Annotated in this window: 9 protein-coding genes and 2 pseudogenes; 7 read left to right on the forward strand and 4 right to left on the reverse strand. The window is 60.7% G+C overall.

Annotated elements, in window-relative coordinates; all coding sequences use genetic code 11:
* Window positions 1-21: 21 nt before the first annotated feature.
* The 3 genes from GGR38_RS22670 to GGR38_RS22680 are packed head-to-tail and all read right to left on the reverse strand — an operon-like array spanning window position 22 to window position 9,492.
* On the reverse strand, window positions 22-774 hold the full coding sequence (locus GGR38_RS22670) for an SDR family NAD(P)-dependent oxidoreductase (protein ID WP_183629093.1): 753 nt from the start codon (window positions 772-774) through the stop codon (window positions 22-24).
* Entirely contained in the window at window positions 771-2,174 is a 1,404-nt protein-coding gene (locus GGR38_RS22675; protein ID WP_183629095.1) for an aminotransferase class I/II-fold pyridoxal phosphate-dependent enzyme, read from the reverse strand. The genes GGR38_RS22670 and GGR38_RS22675 overlap by 4 nt, the downstream gene beginning before the upstream one ends.
* Entirely contained in the window at window positions 2,167-9,492 is a 7,326-nt protein-coding gene (locus GGR38_RS22680; protein ID WP_183629097.1) for a type I polyketide synthase, read from the reverse strand. Before GGR38_RS22680 ends, GGR38_RS22675 begins: the two co-directional genes overlap by 8 nt.
* Before the next feature lie 272 nt (window positions 9,493-9,764).
* Between GGR38_RS22680 and GGR38_RS22685 the strand changes: the two genes are divergently transcribed.
* From GGR38_RS22685 to GGR38_RS22710, 6 genes are all read left to right on the forward strand, one after another.
* Window positions 9,765-11,096 (forward strand): glycosyltransferase, encoded by a 1,332-nt coding sequence (locus GGR38_RS22685; protein ID WP_183629099.1) that lies wholly within the window; start codon window positions 9,765-9,767, stop codon window positions 11,094-11,096.
* On the forward strand, window positions 11,096-11,788 hold the full coding sequence (locus tag GGR38_RS22690; RefSeq protein ID WP_183629101.1) for a CDP-alcohol phosphatidyltransferase family protein: 693 nt from the start codon (window positions 11,096-11,098) through the stop codon (window positions 11,786-11,788). Before GGR38_RS22685 ends, GGR38_RS22690 begins: the two co-directional genes overlap by 1 nt.
* Window positions 11,789-11,857: 69 nt before the next feature.
* Window positions 11,858-12,238, forward strand: coding sequence for an HAD family hydrolase (locus tag GGR38_RS22695; RefSeq protein ID WP_183629103.1), 381 nt, complete (start codon window positions 11,858-11,860; stop codon window positions 12,236-12,238).
* The gene (locus GGR38_RS22700) at window positions 12,235-13,866 is read left to right on the forward strand and encodes a phosphotransferase (protein WP_183629105.1); all 1,632 of its coding nucleotides are present in this window, start codon (window positions 12,235-12,237) and stop codon (window positions 13,864-13,866) included. The genes GGR38_RS22695 and GGR38_RS22700 overlap by 4 nt, the downstream gene beginning before the upstream one ends.
* 1 nt (window position 13,867) lies before the next feature.
* Window positions 13,868-14,584, forward strand: coding sequence for a glycosyltransferase family 2 protein (locus GGR38_RS22705; protein WP_183629107.1), 717 nt, complete (start codon window positions 13,868-13,870; stop codon window positions 14,582-14,584).
* 33 nt (window positions 14,585-14,617) lie between these two features.
* The gene (locus GGR38_RS22710) at window positions 14,618-16,522 is read left to right on the forward strand and encodes a WavE lipopolysaccharide synthesis family protein (RefSeq protein ID WP_183629109.1); all 1,905 of its coding nucleotides are present in this window, start codon (window positions 14,618-14,620) and stop codon (window positions 16,520-16,522) included.
* 125 nt (window positions 16,523-16,647) lie between these two features.
* Here the strand turns inward: GGR38_RS22710 and GGR38_RS22715 are convergent.
* Window positions 16,648-16,887, reverse strand: a pseudogene (locus tag GGR38_RS22715) (integrase core domain-containing protein); the annotation flags it as partial.
* Between the two features lie 56 nt (window positions 16,888-16,943).
* Between GGR38_RS22715 and GGR38_RS22720 the strand changes: the two are divergent.
* Window positions 16,944-17,201 (forward strand): annotated as a pseudogene (locus GGR38_RS22720) (transposase); the annotation flags it as partial.
* Window positions 17,202-17,298 lie beyond the last annotated feature (97 nt).

A 17,298-nucleotide genomic window follows, 5' to 3' on the forward strand; every position in this document is an offset into this window, starting at 1 on the left:
ATGCGATGACGGAAAGGCGCGCTAACGCTTCTTCACCGTAAAACGCAGCCCGCCGTTGAACAGGCGCAGCAGCCCTTCCGGGATCAGCAGCGAGAACAGCGCCATTGGCCAGAGCGGGGCCGGAAAGCCGAACAGTCGTTTGTTGGCCAGAGCGTTCTTGATAATCCGCCGCGCGGCATCCTGTGCGCTGATCTCATGGGGGCGGTTGCCCAGATGCTCGCCGCCCATGGGCGTGGCGACATAGCCGGGACAACAGACCGAAACCCCCACGCCCGATCCGCGCAACGCCTCGCGCAGCGACAGGCCATACATCACCAGCCCCGCCTTGCTGGCCGAATAAGCTGGCGCATCGGGCAAGGGCGACAGGCCCGCCAGCGAGGAAACCAGCGCGATCTGCCCCTTCCCCCGCGCCTGCATTCCGGGGAGCACGGCATGGATCGCCCCAATCACCGATTGCAGATTGATCGCCACCACATTCTGCGCCACCACGCCGCTTTCCACGACCTCACCATCGCGGCGGCCGTCCAGAATGCCATGGTTTGAGATGAAGAGGTCGACCGCACCGAATTGCGCCACGAATGCGGCAAAACTGGCCGTATCTCGCATGTCAATTGCGCCAATCTGCACATCGCCGCCGCATTCCTGCGCGACCTGCGCCAAACGCCCCTCATCCCGCCCCACCAGCCCCAGACGCCATCCGGCCTGCGCCAGTTCGAGCGCCACCGCGCGGCCAATCCCGCTCGAAGCGCCGGTAACGATGGCTGCTCGGCTCATTCGTCCTCTTCCAGCGCCTGTAAACGCTGAAGGATCGTGTTCTTGGCAATGCTGGCCAGCGTGATGCCCGAATGCGAAAGCGAGGCTTTTTCGGCCACCAACGTGTCGATCACGCCATCGATCTGCGCGGCGGTATGGCCCGCCGAGATAAAGAAGCGGATGCGCGCCGCCTTTTCCGGCACGCCCGGCGGCAGCACCGGCACCGTGGCATAGCCCCGCTCCATCAGGCGTTGCGACAGCATCACGGTCTGCAAACTGTCGCCCAGCACGATAGGCGTGACGGCCAGCCCCCAGCTGTCGCCGACATTGAGCCCCGCCCCGCGCGCCTTGTTCAGGAAATGCCCGCCCGCAGTTCGCAACGCCGCCACCCGCTCAGGCTCGCTCAACATCAGGTCCAGCGCGGTCAGCGCCGCCACCGTGGCCGTGGCCGGAATGCCCACCGAATAGACCATGCCCGGCGCGCGATATTTCAGGAAATCAATCAGCGCGCGCGGCGCGGCAATATAGCCCCCGCAGGACACCAGCGTCTTGGACAGCGTGCCCATCCAGATATCGACTTCGGAAGGCGAGACGCCCGCATATTCGAACAGCCCGCGCCCGGTCTTGCCCAGCACGCCCAGCGAATGGGCCTCATCCACCATCAGCCATGCCGAATGGCGGTTCTTGACCTCGACCAGCCGGGCCAGATCCGGCCCGTCGCCATCCATCGAGAACAGGCCCTCGGTCACGATCAGGCAATGGCGGAATTGCCCGCGCAATTGCGTCAGCAGGCGGTCAAGCGCCTCAATATCGTTATGCGGGAAATTGACGCGATGCGCCCCCGACAATTGCGCGCCCACCACGATGCTGTTGTGCGAAAGCGCGTCATGGATCACCAGATCGCCCTCGCCCATCATCGTGCCGATGGTCGTCACATTGGTGGCATGGCCCGAAACAAACAGCAGCGCAGCCTCGGCCCCATAGAGGCTGGCGATCTCGCCCTCCAACGCGCGGTGACACGCCCGCTCGCCCGAAGTCAGGCGGCTTGCCGAAACGCTGGTGCCCCATTGCGCGGCGGCATCGGCCACGGCGGCCACGATGCGTGGATGCGCGTTCAACCCCAGATAATCATAGGAGGTGAAATTGACGCAAGGACGCCCTTCGACCACCGTATCGACCCCTGCGCGGGCCTCATGCATGCGATAGAAAGGCACCGGAATGCCGATCTTGCCCGCTAGACTCTGTTGCAGACGGATCGCCTCGAAACCGGGCAGATCTTCGAAACTGGGCGCCTTGCGCCCGCGCCCGGCCAGCATCCCGCCCAGCAGCCCCGAGGGCGAAGCGGTCGCCTTTTTCACCCCCGCAATCAGCGCCGAGCGCATATCCCGGCTTAACCGGCGTGGCGGCGTTTCATCAACCATGACGCTGCGCTCCTAGGATTTCGGTTTCGGCCACACCGGCATCGCCGGTATGAATGGCCAACAGGGCGCTTTCGGCATCGCTCAGCACAGCCGCAGGCGCTGCTTCTTCCGATCCGCGCGCGATCACCAGCACGCGCTGGGCCAGTTCGCGCAGATTGCCGACCGCGCTGATGGCCATCATCGGCAATTCGATCTTGTACCGGCTCTCGATCCCGATCCGCAATTCCAGCGCCATCAGCGAATCCATGCCCAGCGAATCAATCGAGGCATCCAGATCGACATCGGCCACCGCCAGACGCATGATCGCCGCGGCCTCCTCGGCCAGCATCGTGGCCACGACCTTGAGCGCATCGGCCTCGCTCAGCCCCGCGATCATCTCGCTCAGGCTCTGCCCCGTGGCCGCCACCGAAGACCCGCGCACCGTAAACTGTCCGGCAAAGGCAGGCGAGGCGGGCACCGGCAGGGAGAACAGCGCCCCCGCCTCGGCAAAGTCGGAAATGGTCACCACCGGATCGGTCAACCGCCCCGCCAGCGCCAACACCTTGTCGAGTCGCGCCAGCGCATCGGCCGACTGCATCCCCGTAACACCCGCAATGCGGCTCAGGCTTTCCAGCGTATCGCCGCGCGCGGCCAGCAGGCCCACGTCGGCAATTGCCCCCCATTGCACCGCCAGCGCCGGACGCCCCGCGCCCATCCGCCGCCGCGCCAGACCTTCCAGCCAGCCATTGGCCGCCGCATAAGCGCCCTGCCCCGGATTGCCGATCAGCGCCGAGGCCGAGGAGAACATCACGAAATGGGCCAACGGCTGATCCAGCGTGGCGTGATGGAGGTTTTCGGCCCCCAGCACCTTGGGCGCCAGCACCTTGTCCAGCGTCGCCTGATCAAGCCCTTCGAGCATACCGTCTGAAAGCGTCACAGCCGTATGCCACACCCCGCCCAGCGGGCCGTGGCGCGCGGTGATGCGCTTGACCAGCGCCTCAACCGCCACCGCATCGGTGACATCAAGTGAGGCCACCTCGAACACCATGCCCTGCGCGCGCAGCCTTTCGACCACAGGCAGAACTTCCGGATCGATGGCCCCGGCGCGGCTCGCCACGACGATCTTTTCCGCGCCCTTGCCCGCCAGCCACAGGGCCGTTGCCAGACCAAAGCCGCGCGTGCCACCCACGATCAGCTGCACTCCCTTGCCCGGCGCAAACGGCGGCGCCTGCAACGAAGGCACGCCGTCGCGCTGGGGCGCGCTGACCACGATCTTGCCGACATGGCCCGCCGATTGCATCAGGCGGAAGGCTTCGGAAATCTGCCCGGCGCGATAGGTCGTAACCGGCAGAGGCATATAGACACCCTCGGCAAAACCCTGCTCGATGGCCTTGAGCCCGACCAGCGTGAGTTCCGGGTCGAGCGCGAGGATCTGATCGACGTCCACCCCGAAATAGCTGAGATTGCGGCGGAAAGGGCGCAGCGCCAGCAGGCTGTTGGCCACATAATCGCGCTTGCCCAGTTCGATAAAGCGCCCGCGCGCGCGCAGCACCTTGATCGATCCGCGCATCGCCTCGCCCGACAGGCTGTTGAGCACGACATCGGCCCCGCCATGCAGATCGCGAACCTCGTCCACGAAATCGAGGCTACGGCTGTCGCAAATGTGATCCGCGCCATACAGTCGCGCCAGCGCCGCCTTGTCCGGGCTGGACACGGTGGCGATCACCTTGGCCCCGACGGCCCGCGCGATCTGGATCGCGGCAAGGCCCACGCCCCCCGCACCGCCATGGATCAGCACCGTTTCGCCAGCGCGCAGCCGCGCCAGTTCGACCAGCGCATACCACGCGGTGTAAAACGCCACCGGCAGGCCCGCCGCCGCTTCGGCCGAAACGCCCTCCGGCACCGGCACAAAGGCCTCCTGCGGGCCGATGGCATGGCTGGCAAAGCTGTTCTGGCCAAAGCCCATGACCAGATCGCCCAGCGCAAAGCCATGCACACCCTCGCCCAGCGCCACCACGCGCCCGGCGCATTCCAGCCCATAGACCGCGCCCGCCAGACCTTCATCCAGCACGTCGTCGAAGAGCAGGCCCATGGCCAGCATCACGTCGCGGAAATTGAGACCGGTGGCGACCAGTTCAACCTCGATATGGCCGGGCGGCGGCGTATGGCGCGGCACCTCGATCCACTGGAAATTCTCCAATTGGCCCGGACGCGGGAAATGCAGCCGCATCGCCTCCATCGCCGGTTCGCCCGACAGCGGCAGGCCCGAGAGCATCCGAGCCGAATTCACCCCCTGCGGCGTCACGCTGAATTCGCGTTCGCGCCCCGGATGCATCAGGATCTCGCTCAGACCCAGCCCCAGCGCCTTGTCATCCACGCCCGCGCCGATTTCGACAAAGCGAATGTCGGCCTCGACCATCTCATTCATCGCCACGCGGACAAAGGCGCGCAAGGCGGCCACGCGTTCGGCCCCCAGTTCACCCTGCGCCATGGCGACAACCCAGAGGCGCGAACGGACATCGCAGCCGCGCGCTGCGAACAACGCCTTGCGCAAGGCATCAGCCGAGGCGGCCATATCCTCGATCACGCTCTTTTCGACCACGAACAGACGGTCGGGCGCGGCAGCATCCTGCGCCGCCAGCGACCAGCCCGCCTCGGCCAGCGCGCGCTGCACCTGCGCCGAATGCACTCCGTGCTGCCCCGCTGCCATCACCGGCGTGCAGGAAAGCCGCCCAGCGGCCGGAATCACGCGCTTGCGTTCGCTGATATGGACCACCAGCCCTTCATCAAGCTGGCCCATCGTAGTGACCCCACCCAGTTCGGGCAGATCGCGCAGCATGGGAGCCAGCGTGACGCCTTCCTCTTGCCCGCCTTCGACCGGGGCCGATCCGCGATGAAACCCGACCAGCGCGTCCATCGCGGGCTGCGCCGTCAGCAAGACGCCCCCCGCCCGCAACAGTCCGACCAGCGCCGAGGCTTCCTGCGGCGACATCCGCCTTTCGGCCGGGGCGCAAAGTAGCACTACGTCGGCATTGGCCGATTGCGGCTGCGAAAGATCGATGATTTCCCACTGGCCCGCCACCGGCATGGTGCGCGCCAGCCTTTCGGCGGCCAGATTGTCCGCCGCGGCAATCGACAGGCGCAAACGGCCTGCCATCGCCCCGTTCATCAACCCAGAAGCCACCGGATCGGTCAAGGCGGCCATCACCGCCTCGCCATCCTTTTCAGCCACAACCACATGCAGATGGCGCGGATAATCCGCCCCGATCCGCGCCGCCATCACCGAGACACAGCCTGCCAGCGCCTCTACGGCCGGTTGCAGGCGCAAGGAGGCATTTTCATAGCGGACCAGCAGGCGCGCACGCGGCGCAGCTACATCCTCGCCACGCAGGATCGCGGGCAGATTGGCCCCCGCCAGCGCCGAAAGCGCAAGGTCGGCGCTGGCCTCGGGGAATTCGGCAGAGCAACTGGCCAAAATGACCGAAGCTTCGGGATGGTCGCTGTCAATCAGGCGGATCTGATCGCCCTCCTGTTCAACCACGCCCGCATTGATCAGATCGAGCAGAAGTTCACTGATCCATGCCCGCTGCTCGGCAGGGCGCCCGCCGGTCTTGTCCAAAGCCGGAGGATCGAGCAGCATCAGCAGGTCAATCAGCCCGTCAGGCCCGGCCATATCGCGCAAGGTCTCGATCGCACTGGCCCGCATATGGGCATGGAGCAAGAGCCAACCATCCGAAGCGACCGGCAACTGGGTCGTCTCGAACCACCCCTGCGCCAGTTGCGCCAGCGGGCGGCTGACCGTGGTGAGGCCCGCAGGCGGGGTGGCGAGATGGAACACGCCCTGAAGCGCGGGCTTTTCCACCCGCGCCACTGCGCGCAGCAAGGCCTTGTCCAGCCGCGCCACCGTCCGCCCGGCATCATCGCGCATCCACAGCGTCACGGTCTTGAGCTGCTCGCCGCTCTTGTCCACCACGATGGTCACATCGGTGACATCGGCCCCCTCGCGCCACACCGTCAATCGTTCAAAGCGGATGGGCAGCCAGGTCTTGGTGTTTTCGTCGCCCTCGGTGACGTAATCGAACAGGCCATGGAAGGCGGCATCGACGCTGGCGGGATGCAGCACCTGCGGCTTGCCATAGGCGCCCGTCCCTGCCGCTGGCACGGCCTGCGTGGTTTCCAGGATTTCCTCGCCCTGACGCCGCAGGGTCCGCAGCAGGCTGAAGCTGGGGCCATAGTCGATGTCGCTCTGGCGCGCCTTGCGATAGATTTCGTCGGCATCGTCATGGGCGGCTGTCAGATCGCTGATCTTGGGCGCCTCGCCGCGCAATTTGGGCGCGCGGGCGATGCGGCCGCGCGCGTGCATATGCCATTCGTCGGGCGAGAAGCGCGGGCGGCTCCAGATCTCGACGCTGGCCGGATCGGAAATGAGGCGGGTGGAAATCTCGCGCTGTTCCTCTGCGCCCAGCACCAGAGGTTGCAGGATGTCGAAATCCTCGACGCAAACCCCGCCTTCGCCCCACAGATCACGTGCCACGGCCAGCATCATTTCGGCCAGCGCCGTGGCGGGCACCACCACCTCGCCGCCCACGACGTGATCGGCCAGATAGGGGACCAGTTGGGCATCAAGCACATTGCGCCATTCGGGCGCGCCCTGCACCAGACGCGCGCCGATCAGCGGATGGCGCGGCGCAATGCCATGCACATCGAGCGCCGATGAAGTGGGCGTATAGGCATAGGTCTTACGCTGCCAGGGATAGGTCGGCAGGTCGATGCTGCGATCCACTTGTCCGCCCACCGGCTGCGGGTCCAGCCCGTTGGCGATGGCGCGTGCCAGAATCTCGGCAATAGGATCGCCCTGTCCCGCCGCATCGCTCAGGCTATGCAGCGCGCGGCCCGTGAATCCGGCGGCCTCCACCGTGCCCGCCATGGCCGAGCATAGGATCATGCGCGGCCCGATTTCCAGGAACAGATTGGCCCCGCGCTCGGCCGCCTTGCGCACCGCGTTCGAGAACATCACCTCGTGGCGGATGTTCTGCCACCAATAGGCGCTGTCGAAACCGGCCCCGGCCAGCAGATCGCCCGTGACGGTCGAGATCATCGGCACCGCGCCCGCCGTCGGGCTGATCTCGCCCAGTTCTGCCAGAAAAGCATCCTCGATCCTGTCCAGCAGGGCCGAGTGATAAGGATAGGCAATGTCGAGCTGGCGCCCGGCCACGCGATTCTTGCGCGCGAAACGCATGAAGGCGGTGATCGCCTCGTCGCTGCCCGAAACGGTGATCGAATTGGGGCCGTTGCTGGCCGCGATGTCGATGCCCGCGATGCCGCTGCGTTCGATCAGTTCGGCCATGGCCGCGCGCCCAGAGGCCAGCGTCGCCATGGTCCCGACGCCATGCACGGTTTCCTGACTATGCGCGCGGGCCATCAGGATACGCGCGGCCTGATCCAGCGTCAGGATGCCCGCAGCATAGGCCGCCGCGATTTCGCCCACGCTGTGGCCCAGCACCATCGCCGGGGTCAGGCCCCGCTCGGCCAGCGCGGCCGTCAGGCCTACCTGAATGGCGAAAATCAGCGGCTGCGCCCATTCGGCCAGTTCCAGCTTGTCGGCCAGATCCTCGCCCAGCATCGCCTCGGCCAGACCATCATGGCCCAGCGCAACAAAGGCCGCATCAGCCGCATCGAAAGCCCGGCGGAACGCGGCATTGGCGCCATAAGCGTCACGCCCCATGCCGACGAATTGCGAACCATTGCCATTATAGGCAAAGCACACCTTGACCGCGCCCGACAGCGCCGTGCCCGTGGCCAGACGGGCACTCTTGCCCCCGGTGGACAGCGCGCGCAATTGCGCGGCCATCACTGCCCCATCGCCCAGCGGCAGCACCGCGCGTTGACGCATCAGCGCGCGGCCATCGGCCACCGCCCCGGCCAGCGCGGCAGGATCGACGCCCTGTTCCAAGCGGTCGGCATAGGCGCCGGCCAGCGCCGCCAGCGATTCCTTGCAATGGCTGGAAAGAACCAGCGCATCGAGGGCCGACGAGGATGCGGGAGCCGCGACCTCGGGCGCGCTGCTCAGAATGACATGCGCATTGGTGCCGCCAAAGCCGAAGGAGGACACGCCGCAATGCAAAATGCCTTCGCCCAGCGCCACAGCCTGCGCGGCCGGTTGCAGATTGAGCGCGGCAAAATCGATATAGGGATTGAACCCGTCCAGATGCAGCGTAGCGGGATAGGAGTGCTGTTCGAGCGCGATCAGCGCCTTCATCATGCCCGCCACGCCCGAGGCCGGTTCAAGATGGCCGATGTTCGATTTGACCGAACCCATCGGCAGGGGCTTGCTGCGCGGTCGGCCCAGCACGGTGCCGATCGCGGTCGCCTCGATGGGATCGCCCACCACGGTTCCGGTACCATGCGCCTCGACAAAGGCCAGATCCTCGGGCGAAACCCCCGCCTCGGCATAGGCGCGTTCAAGCAGGCTGGTCTGGCCCGAGAGGCCGGGCAGCGCGATGCCCGAGGTGCGCCCGTCCGAATTGATCGAGGCCCCCTTGATGATCGCGCGGATCGCGCCCGGATCGGCCACATCGCTGCGTTGCAGCACGAAAACCACCCCGCCTTCGGAGCGGACATAGCCATCGCCCCGCGCCGAAAACGGCCGGCATGCCCCAGTGGGCGAGAGCATCTGCGCCCGGCTGAAACCTACGAAAGAGGCGGGGGAGAGCAACATGTTGACCCCGCCCACGATAGCGGTGTCAACCCGCCCGCTGCGCAGATCGGCCAGCGCCCGTTCCACCGCCACCAGCGAGGACGAGCAGGCCGTATCGACAATGAAGCTGGGGCCTTTGAGGTCGAAGAGATAAGAGATGCGGTTGGCCACGATCGACAGCGTGTTGCCGGTCATGAAGTGGCTCTCGATCGCACCGGGATCGCCGCCAAACAGGTTCGCATGATCGAGCGCGGAAACGCCGATATAGACGCCTACTTCCTTGCCCGCGATGCTGGCGGGCGCGATGCGCGCATTCTCCAGCGCTTCCCACACCAGTTCGGCCAGCAGGCGCTGCTGAGGATCGACCTGCACCGCCTCACGCGGGGACATGCCGAACACGCCAATATCGAAATCATAAGGATCAGGCAGGAAGCCGCCCGCAAAAGTATAGGCCGAACCGGCCGCATTCTTACCAGGATGGAACGCCAGTTCTTCGTGCCAACGCCCTTTTGGCACACGACCGACGGTAAACAGACCTTTGTTCAGAACGTCGCGGAACGCTGCTTCATTCTTGGCCCCCGGCAAGCGGCAGGCGGCACCTACGATGGCCATTTTCGCGGCCGTATCACGCTGGAAAGTCACGCAGTTCGTTCTCTCATGGTAAACTCAAAAACCACTGCGCAGGCCCCCTACGCAAGCACTGTAATTTTATGACGACCTTTGCTTACAAGCATATCGGCATGTGGCGTTGCGTCAAGGCGCCTAGGCTGTCACCAGGATGCCATTTATGTAACCATTCTGACTTACTGCCAATTTCTTACGAGCCGCTTGTGTTGGATGTGTTTGTGTTGCTAAACACCCCGAAGCAAGTGGGTTTTCTCCCGCGATGCCCGTCTAGGAGCCGCCTTTTTATCATGTCCCGCGTGGTCGCTTATGATTTGACACGCTTGTTTCTTGGACCACTCAGCTTGTCGCCACGGGGTATCGACCGTGTGGATGTAGCGCTGGCCAATCATTTTTTCCCTAATGATACAACATCTAATGTCGGCATCTTACCGACCCCCTGGGGCCTGCGCTGTTTCAAAGCCCAGATGGTGCGACGCGGATTGGACCATCTACATGATATTTGGGCCGAGCGGATCGATGAAGCCACCGATCCACGCTGGCACGGACTGGTGGCTGCGTTATGCGGAAAGGCTGTGAGCGTTGGATCTGCCGCGCACAAGCCACTGCGCGCTGTCGATAAAATGCAACGAATGTGGATGCATCTGCGGCAAACCGGGATTTCGCCGGGACGAACCGTTTTAGCACTTCCTCGAGGCGCAGTTTATCTGAACATCGGACAGATCGGCCTTGCCGTGCCCGCATTCCATCGTTGGTTGCGGCGACGCCCAGACATTACCGCCGCCTTCATGCTTCATGATACGATCCCATTAGAATACCCGCATTTCGTATCCCCATCTGCGGCCAAGCATCATGAGCAGATGGTGCGAACCGCCGTTAATCACGCCGATCTGGTTATCGCCACCACCGCACATGCACGCAACAGCATCGCCAGTTCGATGGCTCATATGGGTCGCGCAAATGTACCAATCCATGTGCGCGGGCTCCCGCTGCCCTCCGCTCTTGGGGTACAACGTTCATCCGATCCTAGACTGGCGGAGCGACATTACTTTCTGACCTGTTCTACCGTTGAGCCGCGCAAGAACCACGGCTTACTGATCGAGGTTTGGCGACGGTTAGTGGGACGAATGGGCGAGCGAGCGCCACATCTGGTCATCGTCGGGTCTCGGGGCCGCAATGCCGAAGCGATTTTGGGCGAGATTGAGAAAGATGCAGAATTGGCGCGGCATGTTCATCATGCTTCAGGCCTCTCCAGTCCGGCGCTGGGCCGACTGACGTTGGGCGCGGCAGCCATGCTGTGTCCGAGCCATGCCGAAGGGTTTGGCCTGTCTGTGCTCGAAGGGAATGCGCTAGGCGTTCCAACCATCGCCTCCGACATTGCCTCTCATCGCGAAATCGCCAATACTGAAACTCTCCTTTTGCCGCCAGATGATCCGGATGCGTGGGAACGCGCCATAACAACATTCAAAGTCGGCGGAATGCGCAGCACCCCTACGATTCCCTCCGCCATGAGCGAGGCTGCTTATTGCAGGGATATTGCAAGGTACGTCGACAAATTTGCCGCGAGCAAGCACAAGGTCCACATGATCGACAATTCGCGTACCGACGAGGCTGCTCTGTGATGAACGGAACAAATGCTTCCAAACTCTCGGACAAGCGGTTTAATGAAAGCCTTGTTGCCGGCTACGAGCGGCGGGCACTGCTCGCCATTGCGCCGCGCCTCCCCCTTTGGGTCACACCGGACCGGCTGACCGGTTTTGGCGTGTTCGGTGCCTTTGTGGTGATGTCGGGCTATATTTTGAGCCGATGGGGCATGAATTGGCTATGGCTTTCGAATTTCGGACTGGTGCTGCATTGGTTCGGAGATTCACTGGATGGTACGGTGGCCCGTGTCCGCAAAATCGAACGGCCGCGTTATGGTTTTTATCTAGATCAGGTGATCGATACGATCGGAAGTTTGATTATTTCTTTCGGTATCGGCCTGTGTCCGGCGGTGCGTATGGATCTGTCGCTACTGGTCTTGATTGTGTTCTTCATGCTTTCGATTCAAGTATATGTGCGTAACATCGTTGATCGGGAATTCCACGTCGCGGTTGGAGGACTGGGACCTACGGAAATGCGGCTGGGGATCTTTGCGATGAACATCGGCATCCTGCTGTTCGGCTATGCCCCCGTCGCAGGTCTGCCTTTTGCCGCGAGCTGGCTCGATATAGTGATGACGCTGACCTGCCTTGGCATGCTGGTATTGCTGGTATTGGAGATGCGCGTACATTTAAAGAGGCTGGCAACCGAAGAGGCTAACCAGCCCCAATAATGTAATGTTTTTTGGGCAAGGCGCCTAGCAAGGCGCTGCCACCTTGATCTGGATGTTCAGGAGTTTGTGATGAAAAGACTAGTGATCGATTTGGATGGAACGATCACCATCGATGAACCAGGCAAGGGCTACCATGAGAAAACGCCAAATGCAGATGTGGTAATGCGGCTGAGGGAATATCGCGAAGCCGGTTTCGAAATCGTGATTCAGACCGCCCGCAACATGCGTACACATAGCAATTCGGTTGGCAAGATCACCGCACATACGGTGCCGGTGATACTCGACTGGCTGAAATTTCATGACATTCCCTATGACGAACTTCATGTCGGCAAGCCTTGGTGCGGAACCGAGGGCTTCTATGTCGATGACCGAGCCATCCGCCCTGATGAATTCGTCTCGATGAGCCGTGAGCAAATCGCCGTTCTGCTGGGTGAAGGAGATCCCCAGTGAAACCTGAGGAATTGATTGCCACGCCGCCCCAGCATTCCGAGGCGCCGCTCTGGTTGATCATGTCGGGCGCGTATGTCGAGCAAGAACTTGCCATGGAACTGGGCAAATTGCCGCCGTCCATGATTCCTGTCGGTCATGCACGCCTCTATGAGATGCAATTGGACGCAATCGGCCTGGATCAGCGCGTTTTTCTCGCTCTTCCCGCCCAGTATACACCTCCCGTAGAGGACCTGCGGCGGTTGCGAGATCGCGGTGTACAGATTGTACAGATGCCCGAAGGCCTGACCCTTGGCGAAGCCGTTGTTTACGCTTTCAATTACATCGGAGTAAGTGATCGACCCGTACGCATTCTGCATGGCGACACGCTAATCCGCGATATACCCAAAGCCAGTGATGCCATTGCGGTTGCCAATAGTGCCGACGATTATCAGTGGGCGGACGTCGTGGTAGAAGGCGATTTCGTTACCAAACTGTGTACCGCGCAAGGCAATATAAACAGTGGAGAAAGGCTCGTAGCCAGCGGCTATTTTGCCTGCTCTTCGTGTTCGTTGCTGCTGCGCTCTATTGTAATGTCTCACGGTGATTTCATTGCAGGGCTTCAGGAATACGCCCGCCAGCGCCCACTGCGCGCCAGCAAAGTCGACCATTGGTTGGACTTTGGGCATATCCAGACATTCTTCCAGTCGCGGCGCTATGCATCCACTGCGCGCGCCTTCAACGATGTGCAGATCGGCCAGCATGTGGTGCGCAAATCCAGTGCGTCTAATGCGCAGAAAATTCGCGCAGAAACCCACTGGCTCGCTGATGCGCCGCCAGCGCTGCTGCCTTACTGCAGCCGCGTGGTCGACAGCGGAGAAGGGCCGGACGGACCGTTCTACGAAACAGAATATGAATATATGCTCACCCTGTCCGAGCTGTATCTGTTTGGCAGCATCGGTCGGACAGGCTGGACGCGCGTGGTCAATGCCTGCGGCGATTTTCTGGAAACCTGTGCATCGCTGGAAAGCGGCGCGATGGACAACACCACATTGCGGTTGTTGACCAACAATATGTATGATCGGCTTGAAAGATTTGCTCGCGAAACAGGCTTTGACATCAACGCGCCGACGATGCTGGATAGTTCGCCTCTGCCCTCACTGTTGAACATTGCAGAGCAGATTCAGGCACGCATTGATCTTAACACACCGCACCCACAGCGAGCGATGCACGGGGATTTCTGTTTCAGCAACATTTTCTACAATACGCGTGCCCGGCGGGTTCGCGTGATTGATCCGCGCGGCTTCGCTCAGGAGAATGTTTTTAGCCATTATGGAGACACGCGCTACGATATGGCAAAGCTGGCTCATTCCTCAATTGGCCAATACGACCTGATCATCGGTGGCCGCTATCGTTGCGAACGCGGCTCTGCCAATGATTTCAACCTTGAATTTGAAGATACCCCCACGCGCCTGTGGCTCAAAGAGGCCTTTGGCGATATCACCGTTCAGGGGCAACGCGTGGGCAGCGATGAGGTGCATGCCGTCATGACCGGCCTTTTCCTCTCAATGCTGCCCCTGCACGCCGATCGGCCCGATCGCCAGCAAGCCTTCATTGCCAATGCTTTGCGCCTGTTCAAGGAACGTAACTGACATGATTATCATTCCCATGGCTGGCCTGTCGCGGCGCTTCACTGAGGCCGGCTACCCTCAACCCAAATATATGCTGCCCCTGCACGGCAAGCCCGTCTTCGATCATGCGATCGAGAGCTTTTCCGCCTACTTTGCAACCCACCCTTTTCTATTAGTCGTGCGCGATGTCATGGGCACTCTGGCTTTCGTGACGGAGCGCTGCAAGGCACTGGGCATTGTTGATTTCACCATAGTGGCTCTGGACGGCCCAACAGATGGGCAGGCCGAAACCGTCCAACTCGGTCTCGACAGCGGGAATGTCGAAGATAGCGCCGCGCTCACGATCTTTAACATTGACACGTTCCGGCCGGGATTTGCATTCCCGGAAGCCGCGTGGATGCAAGGATCAGCCGGTTACCTTGAAGTTTTCCGCGGCAGCGGCGACAATTGGTCTTACGTCCGGCCAGCGTCAGATGGCGATCATCTGGTCATTGAAGTAGCAGAAAAGCGGCCGATTTCCAATTTGTGCTGCACCGGTCTTTATCATTTCGAGCGAGCGGGGGATTTTCGTGCGGCATTAGCGACAGAACGGGCGGCTCCTTCGGCTAAGGAGTTGTTTGTTGCGCCGCTCTATAATCACATAATAGCCGCTGGAGGCGCCGTTCATTATCAGGAGATTGAGCCTTCAGAAGTAATATTTTGCGGCGTACCGGCCGAATATGAAGCCTTGCTGGCCTGATATTCGTGCTTTTCAGTGCAAATTGGTGATCCGATGACGAACGAAGCGTCCACCTCTGCTTACAATCTGTTTGACCCGGATACCGGTCGGGCATTAAGCATTGTGCTGCAGGGTGGGGTCAGCGCCGCCAATATCGTGCAGACAGCAAACTATTGCCGGCACTGGCGGGACCTTTTTCCGCAAGCTGAAATCATTTTGTCCATCTCTTCGCTGGACATCATCGATGGTACACGCGCAGACGGGAATCCTGCAGGGCTGGTACTGAATGCACCCGCCACGGAGAGTGGTTTAGCTAGAACAGCCCTCGGCGTAATCAAGACCATATGCGACAAGGTTGTACAGGCAGATGGCGGCCTGCCTTTACCGCCGATCAAGACGGATTCTCCAGGACTGAACAACGTCAACCTACAGATCGTTGCGGCTCAGGCAGGATTGGCCGTCGCAAGCGGAACGCACGTATTGCGAACGCGAAGTGATCTAATTTTTACCAACAAAAACTTTATCGATCAGTGGGCAGAAGGAAACCTTTTGCCCAACGGAGAAGCCCGCGTATTGCAGCAACGGGTTTTGATCTCCTATCTCTACACGCTTAACCCCTACACTTATGAACGAATGCCATTTCATTATAGTGACTGGTTCCATTTTGGCCTGATCGAAGATGTAAGAGCTCTTTGGAACGTGCCCTTGGCCACATTTGCGGATGCCACACACTACAAAACGCATGATTGCGCAGATTACTCGAATCATCAAGAACGACGAATGATTACTCGGCTGGCAGTAGAACAGCACATTTCATATCACGCTCTTTTGAATTTTTTTCCTCATTTAATTTTAAATTTCCACAATGACCTCAGGGATGTTGACCTTTCTGTAGATATACTATTCGACAATTTTGTAATATGTGATTTGGTCAAGGCGAGCTGCATTTTTGATAAATATGTCAAAGATTTCGAGAACCCCATAAAGAAAATTCACTGTATCCCGGAAGAAGACTGGAAGACGCTAGCCCCCCTTGCTGCCGAACAACGCCATTCCGTACTGCGCGAACGGGCCAGAATCGCCATCAACCCTGCCGACGCTCCTTTTCCGCGCCACTACAACGCTAGCGCACTAAGCACCGAGATCGGCGAACATGCGCATGGCGCCCTAATGGCAATGGGCCGTGCAGGGCTCTTAGTGCATGGCCCATACGACACCTTGCCCCGTGGACAGTTTACTGCAGTGATCAATCTACACCGATTCGACGGCAAAGGGCTGCTGGAATTGCGCGCGACGCTGGACAGCGGGCAGATCATTCTTGCTCGCCGATGGGTGGCACTGTGCGACACAAGTTGCCAAAAGATTACTATCGATTTCGACATCAGAGACGATGTTGGCAAATTGTTCGAAATCGTAATTGAAGCACCGGGCGTGCCGCTTATCGTGGTGAAGGATATTGCCATTCATCATCGCGCAACTGGCATGGTCAGCCCATATAGCCTGCATTTCCAAGCGGCGCAGCCTCCATTCAGCAGCCATGTCGGTGTAAGACAGGATGGCCTTCTGCGCACGCAGGCCGCTGGTGGCCGCTTGCTGTTCGGCCCCTATGTTCCATTAAAGAGGGGTAATTATGAATTACACATCGCGATTCCTGAGGGGCGCCATGCCGGCCACAGTCATCTCGAAATCCTGGCTCGGAGCGGCAAAAAAAAGATTGCCTTTCATCGCATAAGCCACAACGATCTGGCCATCGAAGTGATCAATCTTCCATTTATTTTGCGCCAAGATGAAGATCATATCGAATTTCGTGTCACCACGGATCCTAAGGCTGATTTTGCGTTAGGCGAGGTTCAGGTAAATTGTAGATCGAACAGCATTGCAGGGACCGACCTGTTTAAGCAGAGCATCATATCGCTGATGAAGCTGACACTCCACAATCTGGCGTCCTTGTCGCGGTAAAGCACAACAGAACGGAACGTCTTCGCGCTGCCTTGCTCGCTGGAGGAAGGTCGATCGACCTCAAATCCGTCAAATCGCAAGATCAAATGGCGCTGACGTACCCCCCAGCTTTCCGCCAGTTGGGATTAGAGGCCAGCAGCTTTGTTGCGCATGAGCGCGTTTGAAGCAATGGCCTGTGGAGCGGAGCCCGTAGGGCGCAGCGCAGCAGGCCATTGCTTATGCAGTTTGGCGGCAAACGCCGCCGGAGTTTCGTAGCCAAGGGATGAGTGTGGTCGTTCCTGGTTGTAATCCTCTACCCAGGCCGCAATCTGGACGCGGGCATGATCCATGTTGAGAAACAGCGTCTCGTTGAGCAGTTCGTCACGGGAGTGTCAGGAATTCCGTGTACGGGGCGGCATAATGGGTAGAAAGATCCCCAATTATGGCACGACGCAAAGCCCCTTCGATCCCCGATGACCTTCTGGACCAGTTGCTGGGAGGGATGGACGCCGCCAGTGCGCTGAACTCGCCCGACTGGATGAACACCTTGAAGAAGGCACTGGCCGAACGCGCCTTAAGTGCCGAGATGGATTACCATCTTGGCGGAGATGCGGAAGCCGAGAACAGTCGCAATGGCTATGGGCGCAAGACGGTTGCAACCGGGACGGGCAAGATTGACATTGAGGTTCCGCGTGACCGGACTGAGGTGCTGCCGGTTTGATGGACACCGAGATAAGCTTCCTTAGGCTACCCCAGCCTGACGTTCGAAGTCGATAGGACTGACATAGCCCAACGTC

Source organism: Novosphingobium sediminicola, from assembly GCF_014196525.1.
Classification (GTDB): Bacteria; Pseudomonadota; Alphaproteobacteria; order Sphingomonadales; family Sphingomonadaceae; genus Novosphingobium; species Novosphingobium sediminicola.